Annotated in this window: 14 protein-coding genes; 2 read left to right on the plus strand and 12 right to left on the minus strand. The window is 42.2% G+C overall.

Going from position 1 to position 17,269, the window contains the following annotated elements; translation table 11 throughout:
• Positions 1–19 precede the first annotated feature (19 nt).
• Positions 20–559: a GNAT family N-acetyltransferase gene (locus A9970_RS27610; protein ID WP_182984419.1), complete on the plus strand. Its 540-nt coding sequence runs from the start codon at positions 20–22 to the stop codon at positions 557–559.
• Positions 560–566: 7 nt separating this feature from the next.
• Here the strand turns inward: A9970_RS27610 and A9970_RS27615 are convergent, their stop codons facing one another.
• The 7 genes from A9970_RS27615 to A9970_RS27645 all read right to left on the minus strand — a co-directional run bounded on the left by A9970_RS27615 (position 567) and on the right by A9970_RS27645 (position 9,898).
• Entirely contained in the window at positions 567–968 is a 402-nt protein-coding gene (locus A9970_RS27615) for a DUF1634 domain-containing protein (RefSeq protein ID WP_153846818.1), read from the minus strand.
• Positions 969–1,046: 78 nt separating this feature from the next.
• Positions 1,047–1,880 (minus strand): sulfite exporter TauE/SafE family protein, encoded by an 834-nt coding sequence (locus tag A9970_RS27620; RefSeq protein ID WP_075994080.1) that lies wholly within the window; start codon positions 1,878–1,880, stop codon positions 1,047–1,049.
• 230 nt (positions 1,881–2,110) lie between these two features.
• Positions 2,111–5,218 (minus strand): efflux RND transporter permease subunit, encoded by a 3,108-nt coding sequence (locus tag A9970_RS27625; protein ID WP_153846819.1) that lies wholly within the window; start codon positions 5,216–5,218, stop codon positions 2,111–2,113.
• A gap of 21 nt (positions 5,219–5,239) precedes the next feature.
• Positions 5,240–6,331 (minus strand): efflux RND transporter periplasmic adaptor subunit, encoded by a 1,092-nt coding sequence (locus A9970_RS27630; protein WP_153846820.1) that lies wholly within the window; start codon positions 6,329–6,331, stop codon positions 5,240–5,242.
• Complete coding sequence (locus A9970_RS27635) at positions 6,321–7,655, minus strand: TolC family protein (RefSeq protein ID WP_220801715.1); 1,335 nt, start codon at positions 7,653–7,655, stop codon at positions 6,321–6,323. The genes A9970_RS27630 and A9970_RS27635 overlap by 11 nt, the downstream gene beginning before the upstream one ends.
• Positions 7,656–7,835: 180 nt before the next feature.
• Positions 7,836–9,215 (minus strand): HAMP domain-containing sensor histidine kinase, encoded by a 1,380-nt coding sequence (locus A9970_RS27640; protein ID WP_182984420.1) that lies wholly within the window; start codon positions 9,213–9,215, stop codon positions 7,836–7,838.
• On the minus strand, positions 9,212–9,898 hold the full coding sequence (locus A9970_RS27645) for a response regulator transcription factor (protein ID WP_201667286.1): 687 nt from the start codon (positions 9,896–9,898) through the stop codon (positions 9,212–9,214). Before A9970_RS27645 ends, A9970_RS27640 begins: the two co-directional genes overlap by 4 nt.
• Positions 9,899–10,058: 160 nt before the next feature.
• Between A9970_RS27645 and A9970_RS27650 the strand changes: the two genes are divergently transcribed.
• Complete coding sequence (locus tag A9970_RS27650) at positions 10,059–12,572, plus strand: phosphocholine-specific phospholipase C (protein ID WP_182984421.1); 2,514 nt, start codon at positions 10,059–10,061, stop codon at positions 12,570–12,572.
• A gap of 94 nt (positions 12,573–12,666) precedes the next feature.
• Here the strand turns inward: A9970_RS27650 and bioD are convergent, their stop codons facing one another.
• From bioD to bioA, 5 genes are read right to left on the minus strand one after another with little or no spacing between them, the layout of a single operon-like run.
• Positions 12,667–13,299, minus strand: a complete 633-nt coding sequence (bioD, locus tag A9970_RS27655; RefSeq protein ID WP_182984422.1) for a dethiobiotin synthase — start codon at positions 13,297–13,299, stop codon at positions 12,667–12,669.
• A gap of 54 nt (positions 13,300–13,353) precedes the next feature.
• Positions 13,354–14,103: a malonyl-ACP O-methyltransferase BioC gene (gene bioC, locus A9970_RS27660; protein WP_182984423.1), complete on the minus strand. Its 750-nt coding sequence runs from the start codon at positions 14,101–14,103 to the stop codon at positions 13,354–13,356.
• Between the two features lie 5 nt (positions 14,104–14,108).
• Positions 14,109–14,807 carry a DUF452 family protein gene (locus A9970_RS27665; protein WP_182984424.1) on the minus strand — a complete coding sequence of 233 codons (699 nt, stop codon included), beginning with the start codon at positions 14,805–14,807 and terminating at the stop codon, positions 14,109–14,111.
• Positions 14,804–15,964 carry an 8-amino-7-oxononanoate synthase gene (locus tag A9970_RS27670; RefSeq protein ID WP_182984425.1) on the minus strand — a complete coding sequence of 387 codons (1,161 nt, stop codon included), beginning with the start codon at positions 15,962–15,964 and terminating at the stop codon, positions 14,804–14,806. Before A9970_RS27670 ends, A9970_RS27665 begins: the two co-directional genes overlap by 4 nt.
• Positions 15,961–17,262, minus strand: a complete 1,302-nt coding sequence (bioA, locus tag A9970_RS27675) for an adenosylmethionine--8-amino-7-oxononanoate transaminase (protein ID WP_182984426.1) — start codon at positions 17,260–17,262, stop codon at positions 15,961–15,963. The genes A9970_RS27670 and bioA overlap by 4 nt, the downstream gene beginning before the upstream one ends.
• Between the last annotated feature and the right edge of the window lie 7 nt (positions 17,263–17,269).

Below are 17,269 nucleotides of genomic sequence, written 5' to 3' on the forward strand. Positions count from 1 at the left end.
AAAACTATAAATATGTCTCATGAAGTTTGTTGCACCCAATACTCTTGAAAATGATAAGGTCGTATTACGAATCATAGAACCAGCGGATTTTGATACGCTATATCAAGTTGCCAGAGATCCCCTGATCTGGGAACAGCATCCCAATAAGGATCGCTGGAAGGAAGATGTTTTTCGCCTATTTTTTGAAGGTGCCTTAGCAAGTAAGTCTGCTTATTTGATCTTCGATAAGGAAAGTGGTGCCTGCATCGGTAGTACACGGTATTATGGGCTTGATGAAGCGGAAAAATCGATTTTTGTTGGGTATACGTTTTATGCCCGTGCATATTGGGGTGCAGGGATCAATCCATTGGTCAAAGAGATGATGTTTGATTTTGCCTTCAATTTTGTGGATCGAATTTACCTGCATGTGGGGGCTGAAAATTATCGTTCTCAGACGGCAGTTGAGCGCTTGGGTGCAATCAAAGTGGCTGAAAAGATGGTCAGCTATGTGAACGAACCTGAACGTAAAAATTTTGAATACGCATTGGAAAAATCTGCCTGGCGGCGGATCAAGAGATAAAGCCTTATTATCCCTTGATTCCGCTGAGTATACTGCCTATAATGACTGTTAATACAATCAATGTGATAATAATGTAAAGCCGGTCCTTCTCGATGACAAACCCAAATAACGAGCCGATCACGCGCACGATGGGGGTGCAAATCAATAGAAGTACACCTAGCTGTATAACCTGTGGAATATTCCGGTTGAATGCCCCGGTAATAATTCCGGTAATTGTTGTGTTGGAATTCCCCTCACCGACAAAATCTCTGTAATTCGGTACGGTGTCCTGTCCATGAACAATGAGGTAGAAGATACCGCCAAGGATAAGAATAGAGGAGGCGAATATAACGCCAATACGTAAAATTTGTCCTACCAAAAGTGAGATGTCCTTGTCTCCCCAATAGTGTTTCGAAAATACTTGTTTCATTTTGAGTAGTTATGTCCTTCATCGTCTAACGGAAGGATGTTACAAACCTAAAATTCTAAATCGTGTAAACTACCGTTTTTAGAATTTGTGCTGGAATCCGTTGAAGATCATTTCCAATGCCACCAATGTAATGGCGACGGCGAAAATAATGCGTAAAGTCTTCGGATTCATCCGTTTTAAGAGCTTGGATCCTGTAATGGCGCCGCATAATACGCCTAGGATAACTGGAAAAGCAATACCTGGATCCATATAGCCTCTTTGTAAATAGACCACTGCAGAAGCAGCTGCGGTGACACCGATCATAAAGTTGCTCGTTGTGGTACTGACTTTAAATGGGATTTTCATCATGCTGTCCATTGCTAGTACTTTAAGGGAACCGGAACCAATGCCCAATAATCCGGAAAGTATTCCTGCAATCCCCATCAAAGAGAATCCTCCGGCTATGTTGGTAAGTTTGTAAGGAATTAATTTGCCGTCAGCGGGATAGGTACTGTTCAGTTTCAATTTTTCCGCCAGGACCGAACCGCCGGAAAGTGCGTGTTCGTTTTTCTTACGTACCGTCATTGCCGCAGAGAAGATAAGTACAACACCAAAGATGATTGCAATGGTATTCGTAGGCATGTAAATGGCAATAACAGCGCCGATCACTGCTCCAATGGTGGTTGCAATTTCAAGAAACATCCCGAGCCGGATGTTGGTGATGCCTTCCTTGACGTAAGCTGTTGCTGCACCGGATGAAGTCGCTATGGAAGCCAGCAAGGCGGCTCCAATGGCATAACGGATGTCGACATGAAACAGAAGAGTCAATAAAGGGATGACAACGACCCCTCCGCCTAAGCCTGTCAGGGATCCTAAGAGTCCTGCTACAAAAGCACCCAGGAGAAGGATGATTGTAAAGGTGAGAATAGTCATAAATATTTGTTTGTTTGTGTGATCCAAAAAGCAGCAGCTGCTTTTTGGAAGGTAATTTGTTGTAAACTTAAGGGCTTTTTATTGTTTTTGAAATTTTTAAGCCGGAATAGATACAAATGTTACATCAAAAGTATCATAAAAAATGATACTGCCCTGTCGCTTCACAGCGTGAGGCAGTACCGATGACCTTTTAATAGTCTAAGTATATAGTATATAAAATATGGACAACATTATTCAGCGATTGTTTGTTGTACCTTTTCTTTTCTGTTGAAGATATCGTAGATGATTGGGAATACCAACAACGTCAATATCGTCGCTGAGATTAGTCCGCCAATGATGACGATCGCCAAAGGTTTTTGTGATTCCGAACCTATACCTGTCGATAATGCAGCTGGCAATAGTCCGATGGAAGCCATTAGAGCTGTCATGACTACAGGTCTTGTTCGCGATTTTACACCTTTGTAAATTGATTGGTCATTGGGTAGACCTTCCTTCTTGTTCTGATGGAATTCCGAGATCAGGATAACTCCATTCTGGATACATATCCCGAATAATGCAATCATACCTACTCCAGCCGAAATTCCAAAATTCATACCCGTAACGTGTAATGCAATAATTCCACCGATAAGCGCAAAAGGAACATTGGCCAATACGAGCAGCGAATCCTTGATATTCCCGAATAGAATAAACAATAGGAAGAAGATGACGATCAAACTGATTGGTACCACCTGTGCTAAACGGTGTGTAGCACGCTGCTGATTTTCAAATTGTCCAGTCCAGCCAATGGAATATCCTTCGGGAAGTTTTATTTTACTTACTTTTTGTTGTGCTTCAGCAATGGTGCTTCCTAAGTCACGGTCGCGGATGGAAAATTTGATGCCGATATAGCGTTTGATGTTGTCGCGATAGATAAAAGCAGCACCATTATCTTTTTCAATGGTCGCGATACTTTTCAAAGGAATTAATGTGCCATCACCACAAGGGACCATCAGCTGTGCAATATCTTTTTCTGTTTTCCGATATTCGGGTGCATAGCGTAGGCGAATGTTGAATTTGCGTTCACCATCGTACAAAATGGAAGCGGTCTTTCCGCCAAAGGCCATTTCCAGTACCGCCTGTGCATCTGCCGGTAGAACGTTGAAAGCTGCCATACGGGTCCGATCCAATACCACACTCACTTCGGGCTGACCAATATTGAGAATAATACCAGGTTCTTTAATGCCTTGAATACCTTTGACCTGTGCATAAACTTCTTTCGCCAGGCGGTCTAAGGTTGCGAGGTTATCGCCAAAGATCTTAATGCCGTTTTCGGCTTTGAAACCAGCAACTGCTTCGGCAACATTATCCGAAATAGGCTGTGAATAGTTATAGGTGATACCCTGAAATTGTTTGAGTTTATGGTCCATCTCTTCGATCAACTGATCCATGGTGATTTTACGTGTCCATTCCTCTTTAGGTTTTAGGGCCACAGCAAACTGAACAAAGCCAAAGCCATTGGGGTCGGTACCATCGTTGCTCCGTCCAGTTTGCGACAGTACGCCGGTGACTTCAGGAAAGGTTTCCAAAGTACTCTTTAACAGTTTGGTTGTTTTAACCGATTCACGTAAAGAAGTGCTCATAGGCATCTCGGCAGTAACCCAAAGAGATCCTTCATTTAATGTCGGTAAAAATTCTGTTCCTAAAAATTTTGCAGAAAATAAGACTGCAGCTAGTAAAGTAATTGCAACGATCATACTCAGACGCTTGTTTCGGAATGTGAATCCAAAACCCTTGGCAACAATTCTATTCCAGAATTCAACAAATGGATTGTGTCTTTCTTTCACATTTTTATTGAGCAGAATATGCGATAAAGCCGGAACGAGTGTCAAGGTAAACAGTAATGCTCCCAGTAAAGCAAAACCCAGGGTAAAGGCCAGTGGCGAAAACATTTTTCCTTCTACTTTTTGGAAGGAGAATATGGGGATCAATGAGGTGATGATAATTAGCTTGGAGAAAAAGATTGCTTTTCCCAAGCCTGTTCCTGTCTGTTTGATCCAACCAGCTTTGGCCATTTTGTTGAATTTCTCCATGCCCAGCTTATGGGCCTGGTGATCCAACATGACAAATATCCCTTCAACCATGACGACGGCACCGTCGATGATAATACCAAAGTCTACTGCGCCCAAAGAAAGCAAGTTGGCACTCATGCCTGCTAGTTTAAGACATAGAAAGGCAAAAAGTAATGCGAGGGGTATAATAATGGAAACGATGACCGTAGTGCGCCAATCTGCCATAAAGAGCAATACCATCAAGGTGACGAGTACAATACCTTCAATCAAGTTATGCATAACGGTATGGGTCGTGAAATCCATGAGATTGTCACGGTCATAGAAGGTTTGCATTTTGACATCTTTGGGAAGGATTTTGTTGTTGAGCTCGTCAATTTTCGCTTTTACAGCAGTTAAAACCTCTCTTGGATTTTCGCCTTTCCGCATTACGATGGTTCCCGCTACCACATCATCATTCTTACCAAAACCGGCTTGGCCCACACGAGGCATCGCGCTTTCTCTTACTTCGGCTACATTTTTAACAAAGACCGGATTTCCTTTTTGGTTGATTACAGTGATGTTTTCGATATCATTGATTGAGTTGACCAAACCAATACCGCGTACGACATAAGACTGGCCACTTTTTTCGATGACATCTCCGCCGACATTCAGGTTACTTTTGCTGACAGCATCAAATACCTGCAAAGGAGTCAGATTAAATTTGTCAAGTTTTATCGGGTCGGTACTGATTTCGTAAACCAAATCCTGTCCACCAAAAACGTTGATATCTGCTACACCTGGGACACCACGTAAAGCGCGGTCAATGACCCAGGTCTGCAAAGTAAGGAGGTCGCGTGAATTGCGTTGATCGCTATGTAATGTATAACGGAATATCTCTCCTGTAGGGCCATAAGGGGGCTGTACTTCAGGGTCGACATTGTCTGGTAGGCTTACAGACCGCATGAGGTTGTTGACCTGGTTGCGTGCAAAAGTATCGTCCACACCATCATCAAAAATGATTTTAACAATGGAGAGTCCAAACATGGTGGTGCTCCGTATGCTTGTTCTCTTTTGGACCGGACTCATGCCTAGTTCGATTGGTGTCGTTACAAAACGTTCGACTTCCTCCGCACTCCTTCCATTCCATTGGGTAATGATGGTTATTTGTGTATTGGTCACATCAGGAAATGCCTCAATGGGCATGCTTTTAAAGCTAATGAAACCAGCAATAGCCAAAATACCGACCCAAATAAAGGTAAATGCTTTATTTTTAATGGAAAAGGCAATGATATTTTTAATGAATTTGTTCATTCGTGTAAATGCTAAGACGGATTAATTATTCAGTGCTCTATAGATCAAAAGTTTATTGTTGACAACAACTTTTTCACCTTCCTGTAGCCCCGTAGCCATGTAGGTTGTTCCTTCATTTTGTTTGATCGGCAGTATTTCGCGAATCTTAATATCATTTTGGGATTTATAGATTAATACGAAATATTTGTTTTGATCGAAAATAACCGCATCGGAAGGAACTGCCAGTGCTTCCGTATTGGAGCGATGCAATACTTTAATGGTCGCTTTACTATCCGGAATAAGTAAACCATCCTTATTGTCTAGCACCACCCGTGCCTGCATTGAATTCGTCTGCGGATCGATGATCTTAAAGATTTTATCGATACTGCCCTGGAATTTTTTGTCCGGGTAGCTCAGGGTAGACACAATAGCCGGCATGCCCATACTAATCTTGTCGATATCTGTTTCGTTGACGTTAAGAATTGCCCATACATCTTTTGTATTGGCCACATCAAAGATATTATCGCTACGGTCACTACGCAACTGCATGTCCTTATTGATGTTCTTTTGGACGATGTAACCATCGATTGGAGATACGACCGAATAAATATTGCCTGTACGGACATTGTAGATCTGACTGACGGCCTCTGAACGGCGTAGCTGCTCTTTGGCTTTGGTCAATTGTCCTTTTGCTTCCAACATGTCTTTATCTGTGCTCAATTTTCCGTTATACATATCTTCAGCTACACGGTAGTTTTTCTCTGCGAGTAGTACATCGGTTTTGGCATCTGAAAGATCCTTTTGTATACCGGCGACTTCCGTACTTCTGATTGTTGCCAATACCTGACCTTTATGGACATAATCACCCAAAGAAACATTAACGGAGATAACATTCCCTCCAACGAGCGGGAAAATATCGATGTAATTGTTTTGATCGGCCGATATCTTTCCAAAGAAGTTGAGTTCTTCGGTCACGTTTTCTTTTTTTACCGTAGCAAAACTTGTCGATTTAAGCATCGTCTCACTAATTTCGAAACCTTTGACAATGGCTGCATTATCTGTTTCTTTATGATTTTGGCAAGAGTAAAGTAGCACTATTGCCACAGTGGCTATAAGAAGTTTTTTAGTTGACATGAGTTGAGTTGAATATAGAAGTTTGAGCCAGGTAGTTTAATTGTTCGGCGTTGAGAATAATTTCCTTTTTCATATCGTATAGTTTAAGAATAGATATCCGATAGCTGTCCATAAAATCAGTGAATTCAACTAAAGAAATATTCCCTTTTCTAAAATTGTTGAATATGCCATCATAGACCACAGCGATGTTATGAAGGTCGTCTGGTGTAATGGTAAAATATTGGTTATATTGATTTTCCCAGGACTGATAGTTGGAACGGATCTGTGACTCCAGCAGCTGCCGTTGGACTTCAATATTTTTCTTTGCCTCTTCTTCGGCGTATTTCGCTTTGATAACATTTCCTTTATTTTGTTTCCACAACGGGATCGGAATGGCGGCTGTGACATTGACCTCATTGCGGAATACACCCCCATTCTGGCTGTAGGAAAGGCCAAAGTTAATATCAGGTGTGTTTAGGGATTGTTGCCATTTTGTAAATAACTGTGAGCTTTCCGAGGTCTTTAAGGCAAATTGATAATCGGCATTGTTTTCCAAGGCCAATTGGTAGATTTTGTCCAAAGGCATGGTTGGCTTTACGGCAAGTTCCTGATCTGCTTCTTGATCCGTTAACTTCGGTAATACATCTTCCTGACTGGAAATAAGCACACGTAATTGCTGCTGTAGATTGATGCTATTATTGATCGCTGTCGTTTTTTCGTTGTTGAGATCGATGGCCATTGTTTGAAGACGAACCTGATCTTTCAAAGAAACGTTCCCTTTTTTTCCTTGCTCTTTATACGCTGCAAGCAGATTATTTAGGTAATCCAGCTGAATTTTAATATCCGCCAACTTATGTTGCTCAAAGTAAAGGGAGTAAAAGGTTGTACGCAGCTGCGCACGAAGACTTGCCAGCAATTGACTGAACTGCAACTTAGCAAGTTCAACATTTGATTTAGCAAATTCCACTTCATTCTTCTTTTTTCCACCTAGATAAATTAATTGGGATACACTTGCTTCCTTGGATTGACCAATATGAAATGCTTTTTTGTTCTGTGGGTCGTAGGCATTGGCAGACAGCTGCAACTGTGGTAGATCCCATATTTTGGCCTGTATGACGTCAGCCTCTGCCTGGCTGATGTCATATTGTTGCGCCAGGAGGGAAAGGTTCTTGCTGACGAATGCTTCTTCGCATTCCTGCAGTGTCATCTGTTTTCCCGAGATCTCACTTTGCTTATTCCCAAGTGTACTTTCATGAATACTCGTATAATCTGCCTGTGGCGGTTTTTGTTGAGCAAAAGCCATACTATTGAAAAGCAATAAAAATATTAAAGGTTTCTTTGTCATGTTTATCAAAACTTGTGTAACAAAATAACTGGTCGAATATTAAAAGCCCCTTAATAAATGCTTAAAAAAAGCTTAAAATTAGCATGTCTTTCAGGTAGGTAAGAAGCCTAATGTGTCGGTTAATAAATGTATCTACTTGTTGCTTAATGGCTTCCGGTTAATTTGGAGCGATTTTTGCAACTAACCTTTCTGGTTGAGAAACAATTTAAATAGTAATACAAAAGTATGCGTAGATTGTTTTAGATCTGCCTGATATGCTATCGTTGCTTGATGGGATTGCATGATACGCTGAACGATACGTAGCCCTAAGCCTGACCCTGTTGTTTCACTTGCATTTTCACCGCGGCTGAATGCATCGAAAATTCGCTTTTGGTCGATTGTGCTCAAGGCTGGGCCAGTATTACTGACAAGTACTTTGAGTTCCCAGGTTGATTCTACAATCATAACTTTTACCTCTCTGGTATCGGAATAGAGCGCGGCATTTTTAAATAAATTCACAAAAGCAATTTCAATCAATTGTGCGGAACAGAAAATACTGAGTTTGGGGTCTTCGATCCCGCTAATTGAAAAATCCAGTTGTAGGTCGGGGAACACCTTGGCTACTTTTTCATAAGCCATGAAGATAATTTCATCAATTCTTTCTTCCGTATAAGTCATTTTCAAACGCTCAGAGTCGAACTTTGAAAGTAACATCAGCGAATCGGTTACCTCCGAAAGATGTAAGGTTTCCTTGGATATGTTCCGTAAAACCTGCTTTACGTCTTCACTCAGCTGATTTTGATGGTAAAGGTTCTCCAGCTGAAAGGACATTCGGGCAAGCGGTGTTCGCAGCTCGTGGGAGGCGCTGGAATTAAACTCTTTTTGCGATTCGAAAGCAGCCGAAAGCCGGAGCAGCATGGTATTAAATGCTCGGGTTAGTACAGCAATCTCATCTGTATGACCGTTATACTCTACAGGTTTGGTAAGTTTACTGGCATTAATCAGCGTGATATTGTCTTTTAATTTATCGAGTGGGATCAATAGGCGCTGGATGAGGTTATAACTAAATATCCAGACCAGAACAGCGCTCAGGACAAATAATATTGTTAGAACGAGCGCAAGATGGTCCATTTTTTCATTTCCGGAGTAATCCTGTGCTTTTACGATAATATAATAAGGTAAACCGTTGATGCGATAATATTTGGCCAATGTTTCGTATTGGTCCTGATAGTAGAAGATCTGTTTTTCCTGAGTTAGCCGATTGACAATCGAGGCATTCCAGGTAATGGTCTGATCCTTTACGGTACTGAAGACGAGCTGTTTGTTTTTGTCAAGGATGATAACATCTTCATAGAAAAGGCCATCTTCGTCATCGTGAAAATAGTTTTTGTAAGATTGGCGGTTGAAATAGGGGTTACTGGCAATATAATGGGAAATATTATCCAATTTATCAATCAGTCGCTGGCGAAATTGATCTTTACGAAAATCGAAACTAGCATAGTAGATAATCAACATCGCAATACCGAAAAGGACGGAGAATGCAATGCTAAAGCTAATCGCTATTTTCTTCTTTAAATTCATTTTTCTGCCGATAGGTAATAACCAAATCCAGGTCTTGTATGGATGAGTTTATTTTCAAAGTTCTTGTCAATCTTCTTACGCAAGAAATTGATGTAAACTTCAATTGTATTCTGTGTTGTCTGAAATTGATTTTGCCATACTTCCTCCGATATATGTTGCTTGGACAAGGTGCGACCCTTTGCCTGTGCTAAGATAAGCAGCAGTTGAAATTCTTTTTGGGTAAGATTAATTTCTTCATTTGCACGTAATACTCGCGCCTCATCAGGATAAATGATCAGATCATCGACTACCAATGTTTTTGTTTCATTGCTTTCGCTATGTTGTTGCCGACGCAATAGGGAATAGATGCGCATCAGCAATTCATCTAAGACGAAAGGTTTAACCAAATAGTCATCAGCAGCCCGGAGAAATGCCTCCTTTTTATCATCTATATCATCGTATGCCGAGAGAATAATAATTGGTGTAAAGGCGTCATGGCTTCTTATCTTTTTACAGATTTCCAATCCATTGATTTTGGGGACGTTGATATCCAATAGATAAAAACCATATTTCTTCTGGTGTGTTTTGGCCAAAAAATCAATCCCATCAAAGGCTTGATCACAGGTAAAGCCCTGGCTTAATAGAAAAGATCGGATCTCCTTAGAGAGTACCTTGTCGTCTTCGAGCAGCAAAATGTCCACCATATTTATATCTGTTGTCTTTTCGTAAAAATAAACAAATTTTTGTCATCCAATCAAGGAGATGTTTTCTTCGTGCTTAATTTGGTAACATAAGATTTACACGAAGAAATATGAAACAAAAAGAAATCTAAGTAGATTCAAATCGAAATTATAAATAAGTGTTATGGAGACCAGAAGAGAATTCCTACGAAAGACCCTACTATTTTCAGGAGCAGCAGGTATTGCCAGCTTCATGCCCACATCGATCCAGAAAGCCTTTGCGATAGACCCTGCCCCAGGAAGTAGTTTTTTAGATGCCGAACATATCGTCATCCTGATGCAGGAGAACCGATCTTTTGATCATACGCTAGGTAGTCTTTCGGGAGTTCGGGGTTTCAATGATCCACGTTCGATACGTTTACCGAACGGTTTACCCGTATGGTATCAAACCGATAAAGAGGGAAAAACGTATGCTCCTTTCCGATTAAATCTGAAGGAAAGTAAAGTGACCTGGATGGGTTCTCTTCCACATAGTCGTGCAAGCCAGGTGGATGCCTTTAACCAAGGTCGTTACGATCATTGGTTGTTATCGAAGCAATCAGGGAATAAACAATATGCGGCTATGCCCTTAACATTGGGGTATTTTACACGCGAAGATTTGCCTTTTCATTATGCCTTAGCGGATGCTTTTACAGTATGTGATCAGAATTTTTGCTCAGGCATGACCAGCACTACGCCTAACCGTTCCTTTTTCTGGACGGGTAAGATTACAGAGATGAAAGATGGTCTGCAAAAAGCGAATATTCGGAATGATGACTTTGGCTATGGTAAAATGACTTGGGAAACTTTTCCGGAATTGCTTGAAAAGAACGGCATTAACTGGCGTTTTTATCAAAATGAGACAAGCTGTGGCGGAGGGTTTTCCGGACAGGAAAGAGCATGGCTATCCAATTTTGGGTGTAATCTACTGGAGTTTTTTCAGGCTTATCAAGTTAAATTTAAGGAGAACTATATCAGAAGCCTGGAAACACAGGTTCGGGATTTGCCCGTGCAGATTTCCAAGTTGGAAGAGAAGTCTCCTTCTTCCGAGGAACAAGCCGAAAAGATACGCGCTGATATTCGCAAAAAAAGTGAGGCACTTGAGCGAGCTGAGACCGAACTAAAGGAATTCAATCCAAACAATTATAAAAAGCTAAGTGATTTTACGAAATCATTAAACGAGCGGGCGTTTACGGTAAACAAGGGGGACAACAATTACAGATCGCTTGATACGTTACGTTTTAAGGCACAGGGGAAGAAAAGTACATTGGAGGTCCCTAAAGGAGATATTCTTTATCAATTCCGTAAAGACGTTGATACCGGGAAACTGCCCGCAGTATCCTGGTTGGCCGGCCCACAGAATTTCTCGGACCACCCGAGTGCGCCCTGGTATGGAGCTTGGTATGTATCTGAAGTTTTAGATATCTTAACGAAGAACCCTGAGGTTTGGAAAAAAACAATTTTTATCATTACCTATGATGAAAACGATGGTTACTATGATCATGTTAAACCTTTCCTTGTACCTGATTTAAAGAAGAAAGATACAGGAGCATGTTCTCCTGGGATCGATACGGAGGTGGAGATGGTTCGTTTAGAAAATGAGCTAAAACAGGGAATTCCTAAAAAGCAAGCACGTGAAGGGGCTGTGGGCCTAGGTTTTCGTGTTCCCATGTATATTGCGTCGCCTTGGTCACGAGGTGGTAAGGTCTGCTCTCAGGTATTTGATCATACATCTACTTTGCAATTTTTGGAATCTTTCTTTAATAAAAAGCTGAACAAGAATATACATTTGGAAAACATCAGTGCATGGCGTAGAACAATCTGTGGTGATTTGACAACCGCCTTTACGCCTTTTACTCAGCAAAAGGAACAACTCCCTTTTCTTGATCGGAATCAATATATCGAAACGATATACAATGCGCAGTTCAAAGATGATCCGCGAGGCTTTGTTGAGGTCAAAGATCCTGATCTCGCGACTAAAAACGGATGGATTCCGGGATTTGACCGAATACAGGAGCGGGGGATTCGTAGATCTTTGCAATTGCCTTATGCGCATGATGCGGTGGGCTATGTGAAAGACGGAGTATTTCATCTAACGATGACTGTAGACAGCAAGTTTTTCGGAGAAAGGACTGCCGGTACAGCCTTCAATGTGTATAGTCCGTTGGAATATCGTGATGAACAGGGGCAAAGTGAAACCTACCGTAATTGGAATTTTGCGGTGAAGGCCGGTGATCGTTTGGCATATCAGTGGGACCTGGCACGATTTGAAGGAGATCGCTATGCTTTTGAATTACATGGTCCAAATGGTTTTTATCGAAAATTTTCTGGACAAAAAGGAGCAGCAGCACTAGAGGCTACCGTTTCTCCGGAACTGAAAGCGCTGACTCAGGCAGCGACAGGGAAATTGCAGTTGAGACTCAGGAACAAGAGTGACCAGCGGGTAACGGTAGTTGTCGAAAGCCTTAGCTATGGAAAATATGCCACAACGAAAGAAATAGCTCCCGCCGAAGAAGTTCCATTGATCCTGGATGTTGAAAGTCAAGGAAATTGGTATGATATTGCTGTACGAATCAAGGGAGACAGCAGTTTCGTCATTCAGCTCGCAGGGCGATTGGAAACGGGTGTTGAGTGTACAACTGATCCATTATTAGCATAATCTGTACTGTTTCAGCAGGGATGGCGGTCAATTCTTATTGAATGGGTTCCCTGCTGTTGCTATATATCTATCAGTAGTATCCGCTTGACCTTATTTACACGCGAACAAATAAGGTCTCCGGATAGTTTGTTTCTATATAACGACGAAGATACAACTCCGTATCAGTACTTATGGTGCGGTCTTTATGAACGGGGAATGTATTGTAAACCAAGGTATGTAGATTGATCTTGCGCTTGGTGATCGCTTCCAGACTTAGTAAGGTATGGTTGATACTCCCTAATTTTCCAGAGGTGACAAAAATAAGCGGATACTGCATTTCTTGGATGTAATCGATAATCAGATAATCTTCTCTTAATGGAACCATCAACCCACCTGCACCCTCAATAAGAACAGCGTCGTAGCGTTGGCTTAATGTTAAGCTAGCCTGTCTGATCTTTTTAAAGTCAATTTCACGATTATCCAGGCGTGCTGCTAGATGAGGGGAGGCGGGGTAGGTGAAAATCTCCGGCATCGTAATTTTCTGATGATCTTCTGCTGTTAATGGGATTTCCATGAGTTGGCGATGGAGGACGATGTCTTCGGAAATAGTTGTATTTCCAGTTTGTACAAGCTTTTGGGTAATGGTGCGTATACCGCTTATATTCCATTGTTTCGCGAGGAGGCCAGTCGCATAACTTTTTCCGATCCCGGTATCTATGCCGGAAACAAAATAGATATTTTCGTTCATTGCTGTATTTCTTTTGTAGGTTGTTCGATTGTTTGTAATTCGAGTGCTCAGCTGTTATTTTTTTGCAATAATATAGATGGGATGGTAGGTTAGGGATACGCCCTCTTCTGTCCCATAGTGTGATGTATATTTATCACAGAAAGCCCGAAGTTTGCCTTTTGTCCACCGGTGATTTTTTATTCCCGTCACTCCCGTTTGCTTCAGGTGGACAAGAACTTGTAGTGGGCTTTCAAAGTGCAGTTTTAAATGTTCTTCTTGTGCAACGAGGATCTTATAATTCAACGCTAAAAGTTCTGTGATAAGTTCCGATTTAGATCTATATGTTAGTCCAACATGTGCCGTTGCATTGATCTCGTGCATATTGTCATGTCCAAAAGTGCTGAAGGCAAGGATACCGGAATCCGGAAGGGATCCATAACAGCTTTCAAAGAAAGCGTGAGGATTGTTGAACCACTGAATCGTAGAACAGGACGCGATTAGATTGATGTCTTTGGGAAAAGCATAAGTTTCTGCATCAGCACAGATGAACCTGTGCGACGATGTCAAAATATCCATTACTTCGGGCATCATTTCTGGACAGATATCATTTAAAACCATTTTTTTTGGTTTGATATGCTGTAAGATTAACCGCGAAAAAAGCCCTGTTCCGCAGCCAATTTCCAATACTTTTTGTGGTCTTATCTGTATGTTCTCCTGCATCAACCTGATCATTTTTTTTGCTATTTCATATTGGGCGATCGCTGCCGACTGATAGTTAGATGCCGCTTTAGCGAAACGGGATATAATCCTTTGTTTGTCCATCATGATGATCATCTTAAAAGGTGCTTAAATAATTGTTCGGGATAATGAGTAGCATCGATTATCGTATATGCAGTACCGGGCCAGGCGCGTTTTTGATTCTCTAAGTTGAAGATTCGATCTTCTTTGCCTATATATATCTGATGCCATTGGAATGCAGCTGCTGATTTTGCACCAGCTGTTTTTTCAATCGCGATGAGCTCTGAACGGAGGTCTTCGATGTCGCGTTGGGGGGCTCTTTCAAGAAAGTAGTTAAAAAGGGCCTTGGAACCACACATGCGTAATCTGAATTTTTCCAACGTTTTATTGCTCAGTGTATCCAATGTTCCTTTAAATAACTGGCTAGGAATTCCTTTTTCGTCATCTATTGGAAATGGTGTTCCATTGATTGCGGTACATGTGCTGATGGGGTAATTGCTGTTTTGAAGTTCGGGCAGTACCATTGATGCTGCCCATACCCCCATAGACCAGGCGAAAACCTCAATTTCCTGGTAGCTTGCCAGCAGACTTTTGTCCAACAGTAAATCCGTATAACTATGGGCAACAATAAGATCTTTGCCGACTGGCGAGTAGTGCAAAAAAGGATGTTCATCCATGCCCCAGCCTGCAAAGAATAACAGTAGTTTTTCGTTGGATTTTACCTGAAGATGCTGCTCTGGCAAGTTATCGGCCGGAGCGACTCTTTTAGGAGCGATTCTTTTAAGTATCATAAGCTTGCTGCGAGTTGTTTGATCATGGATGATGTCATTGTTGCTGTCAATGAAATTCGGATTCTTGATGTTCCTTCTGGTACCGTGGGCGGGCGTATGGGAAGCACGTAAAATCCCTTTCGCTGCAGGTCTTCTGCTTTCAGTACCGTTTCCTTGTTATTACCGATAATGACCGGTAAAATATGACTCTCTGACGGACAATTAAAGCCTTTGGCAATTATGTGCTGTTTGAGCAATAGGCTATTTTTGTGCAGCTGTTGGCGCCGGTCTGTAAAGTCACTTAAGCGTTCCAAAATAAACACAGTCCATAATAGATTGATGGGTGGCAGCGCTGTTGTAAAAAGTAGCGTACGTGCCTTATTGATCAAATAATTCCGGATTGGTTCCTTACATAGCAGGTAGCCACCAACCGATGCTAAAGCTTTTCCGAAGGTGCCTGTCAGGAAATCAATATCGGCAATACATTGCTGTTCTTCTGCGCAGCCAAGTCCCTGTATTCCGCGTACGCCTACGGCGTGAGCTTCATCGACATAAAGTAAGGTATTGGGGAAACGTTGTTTTAGACTGACCAGATAGTTGAGGTCCGTGCAATCACCATCCATGCTAAAAATACTTTCTGTAACGATGATGATGCATGTGAAGCGATGGGCATATTTTGTCAATAATTGCGTTAAGTGCGTATAATCGGAATGCCGGTACCTGTAGCAGGCCGCATTGGATAGTCGGATGCCATCAATTAGGCTTGCGTGCACACCCTTATCGGCGAGAATTAATGTCTGTGTATCACAAACTGCAGGAAGTATGCCTACATTCATGTGGTAGCCGCTGTTAAAGACCAATGCACCTTCCGTACCGAACAAGCGGCACAGCTTTGTTTCCAATTGCGTATAGCGTGCATGGTTTCCTGTGAGTAGACGCGAAGAGGAGGCGCTGAATACAGCATTATCCTTTGTCACCGAGTTTAGGAATTCTTGACGAAGTATCTGATCTGTCGCAAGTCCAAGATAATCGTTAGACGAGAGGTTGTAACGCTCTTTAACATGCTCCTTTCCTGTGTTATCCTGTTGTGTGATAAGGGGAAGTTTTCGTTTATTCCCTTGTTTTTCAAGGGCAAATAATTCATCTTCAATGCGCTGGATTAGACTGTTTTCAATCATTGGACTGTGCTGATTACGGCTAGCAATGCCTGTGTTAACTTGTGAAGCTCACCTTCATTTATGATAAAAGGGGGCATGATATAAATCAGTTTTCCGAATGGCCTTACCCAAATTCCCTCTTCGATAAACCGCTGTTGTATGCTGGAGAGATCGACGGAGTTTTTCATCTCGATGACTGCAATTGCACCTAGAATTCTGAGCTCCTCGACTTGGGGCAGCGCTGTTGCAGGGCTAAGTTCCCGTCTCAATTGTTCTTCGATTAACGTTACTTTCGCTTTCCAGTCCGTTGCCAATAGTAATTTGATGGAAGCGTGGGCTACTGCGCAAGCCAAGGGGTTGGCCATAAAAGTTGGCCCGTGCATAAACGTACCTGGTGTACCGTTGGAGATTGTATTCGCAACATGATCTGAGGTGATCACGGCGGATAGCGTCATATAGCCACCGGTCAAGGCTTTGCCGATACACATGATATCGGGCACTATTCCGGCATGCTCCCAGGCAAAGAGCTTACCCGTGCGCCCAAATCCGGTAGCAATCTCATCAAAGATTAAAAGAAGTTGATTTTCTTTGCAGAGATGTGCTGCCTGACGCAAGTACTCGGGATGGTAAAAACGCATGCCACCGGCTCCTTGGACGATAGGTTCAAGGATGAGAGCGGCCAATTCATCCTTGTGTGAGCAGATCAGGTCTGCCAAGGGTTGGATGTCATTGGCATCCCATTCTTGCTCAAACCCTATTTTTGGAGCAGGGGCAAAATAGCGTTTGGGTAAAGCATTGTCAAAGATGCGGTGCATGCCAGTAATGGGATCACAGACCGACATCGCGTTCCAGGTATCACCATGGTACCCCGAACGAATCGTGACAAAGTTTGTCTTATTGGTCTTTTTCTGTGAGCCCCAGTATTGAATAGCCATTTTAAGCGCAACTTCTACCGCGACAGAACCCGAATCGGCATAAAATATTTTGTTGAGTGAAGTGGGGGTGATGTCAAGCAGTATTTTACCGAGAGCAATTGCTGGTTCGTGCGTAAGTCCACCAAACATCATGTGTGACATGCTACTGAGCTGTGCTGTGACCGCAGCGTTAAGGACGGGGTGATTGTAGCCATGGATGGCGCACCACCAGGAGGACATACCATCTATGAGCTGCTGTCCATTTTCCAACTCGATTATACAACCATCTGCCCGTTTAACCTTGTAGGCCGGCAAGGGATTTGTCATGGTGGTATACGGATGCCATAGATGCTCTTTATCAAAATCATCGATAAGGTCGTGTTGGTTGATTTCTTCTCTTTCCATGATGGTC

It is taken from the genome of Sphingobacterium sp. UME9 (assembly GCF_014170215.1).
GTDB lineage: Bacteria > Bacteroidota > Bacteroidia > Sphingobacteriales > Sphingobacteriaceae > Sphingobacterium > Sphingobacterium paramultivorum.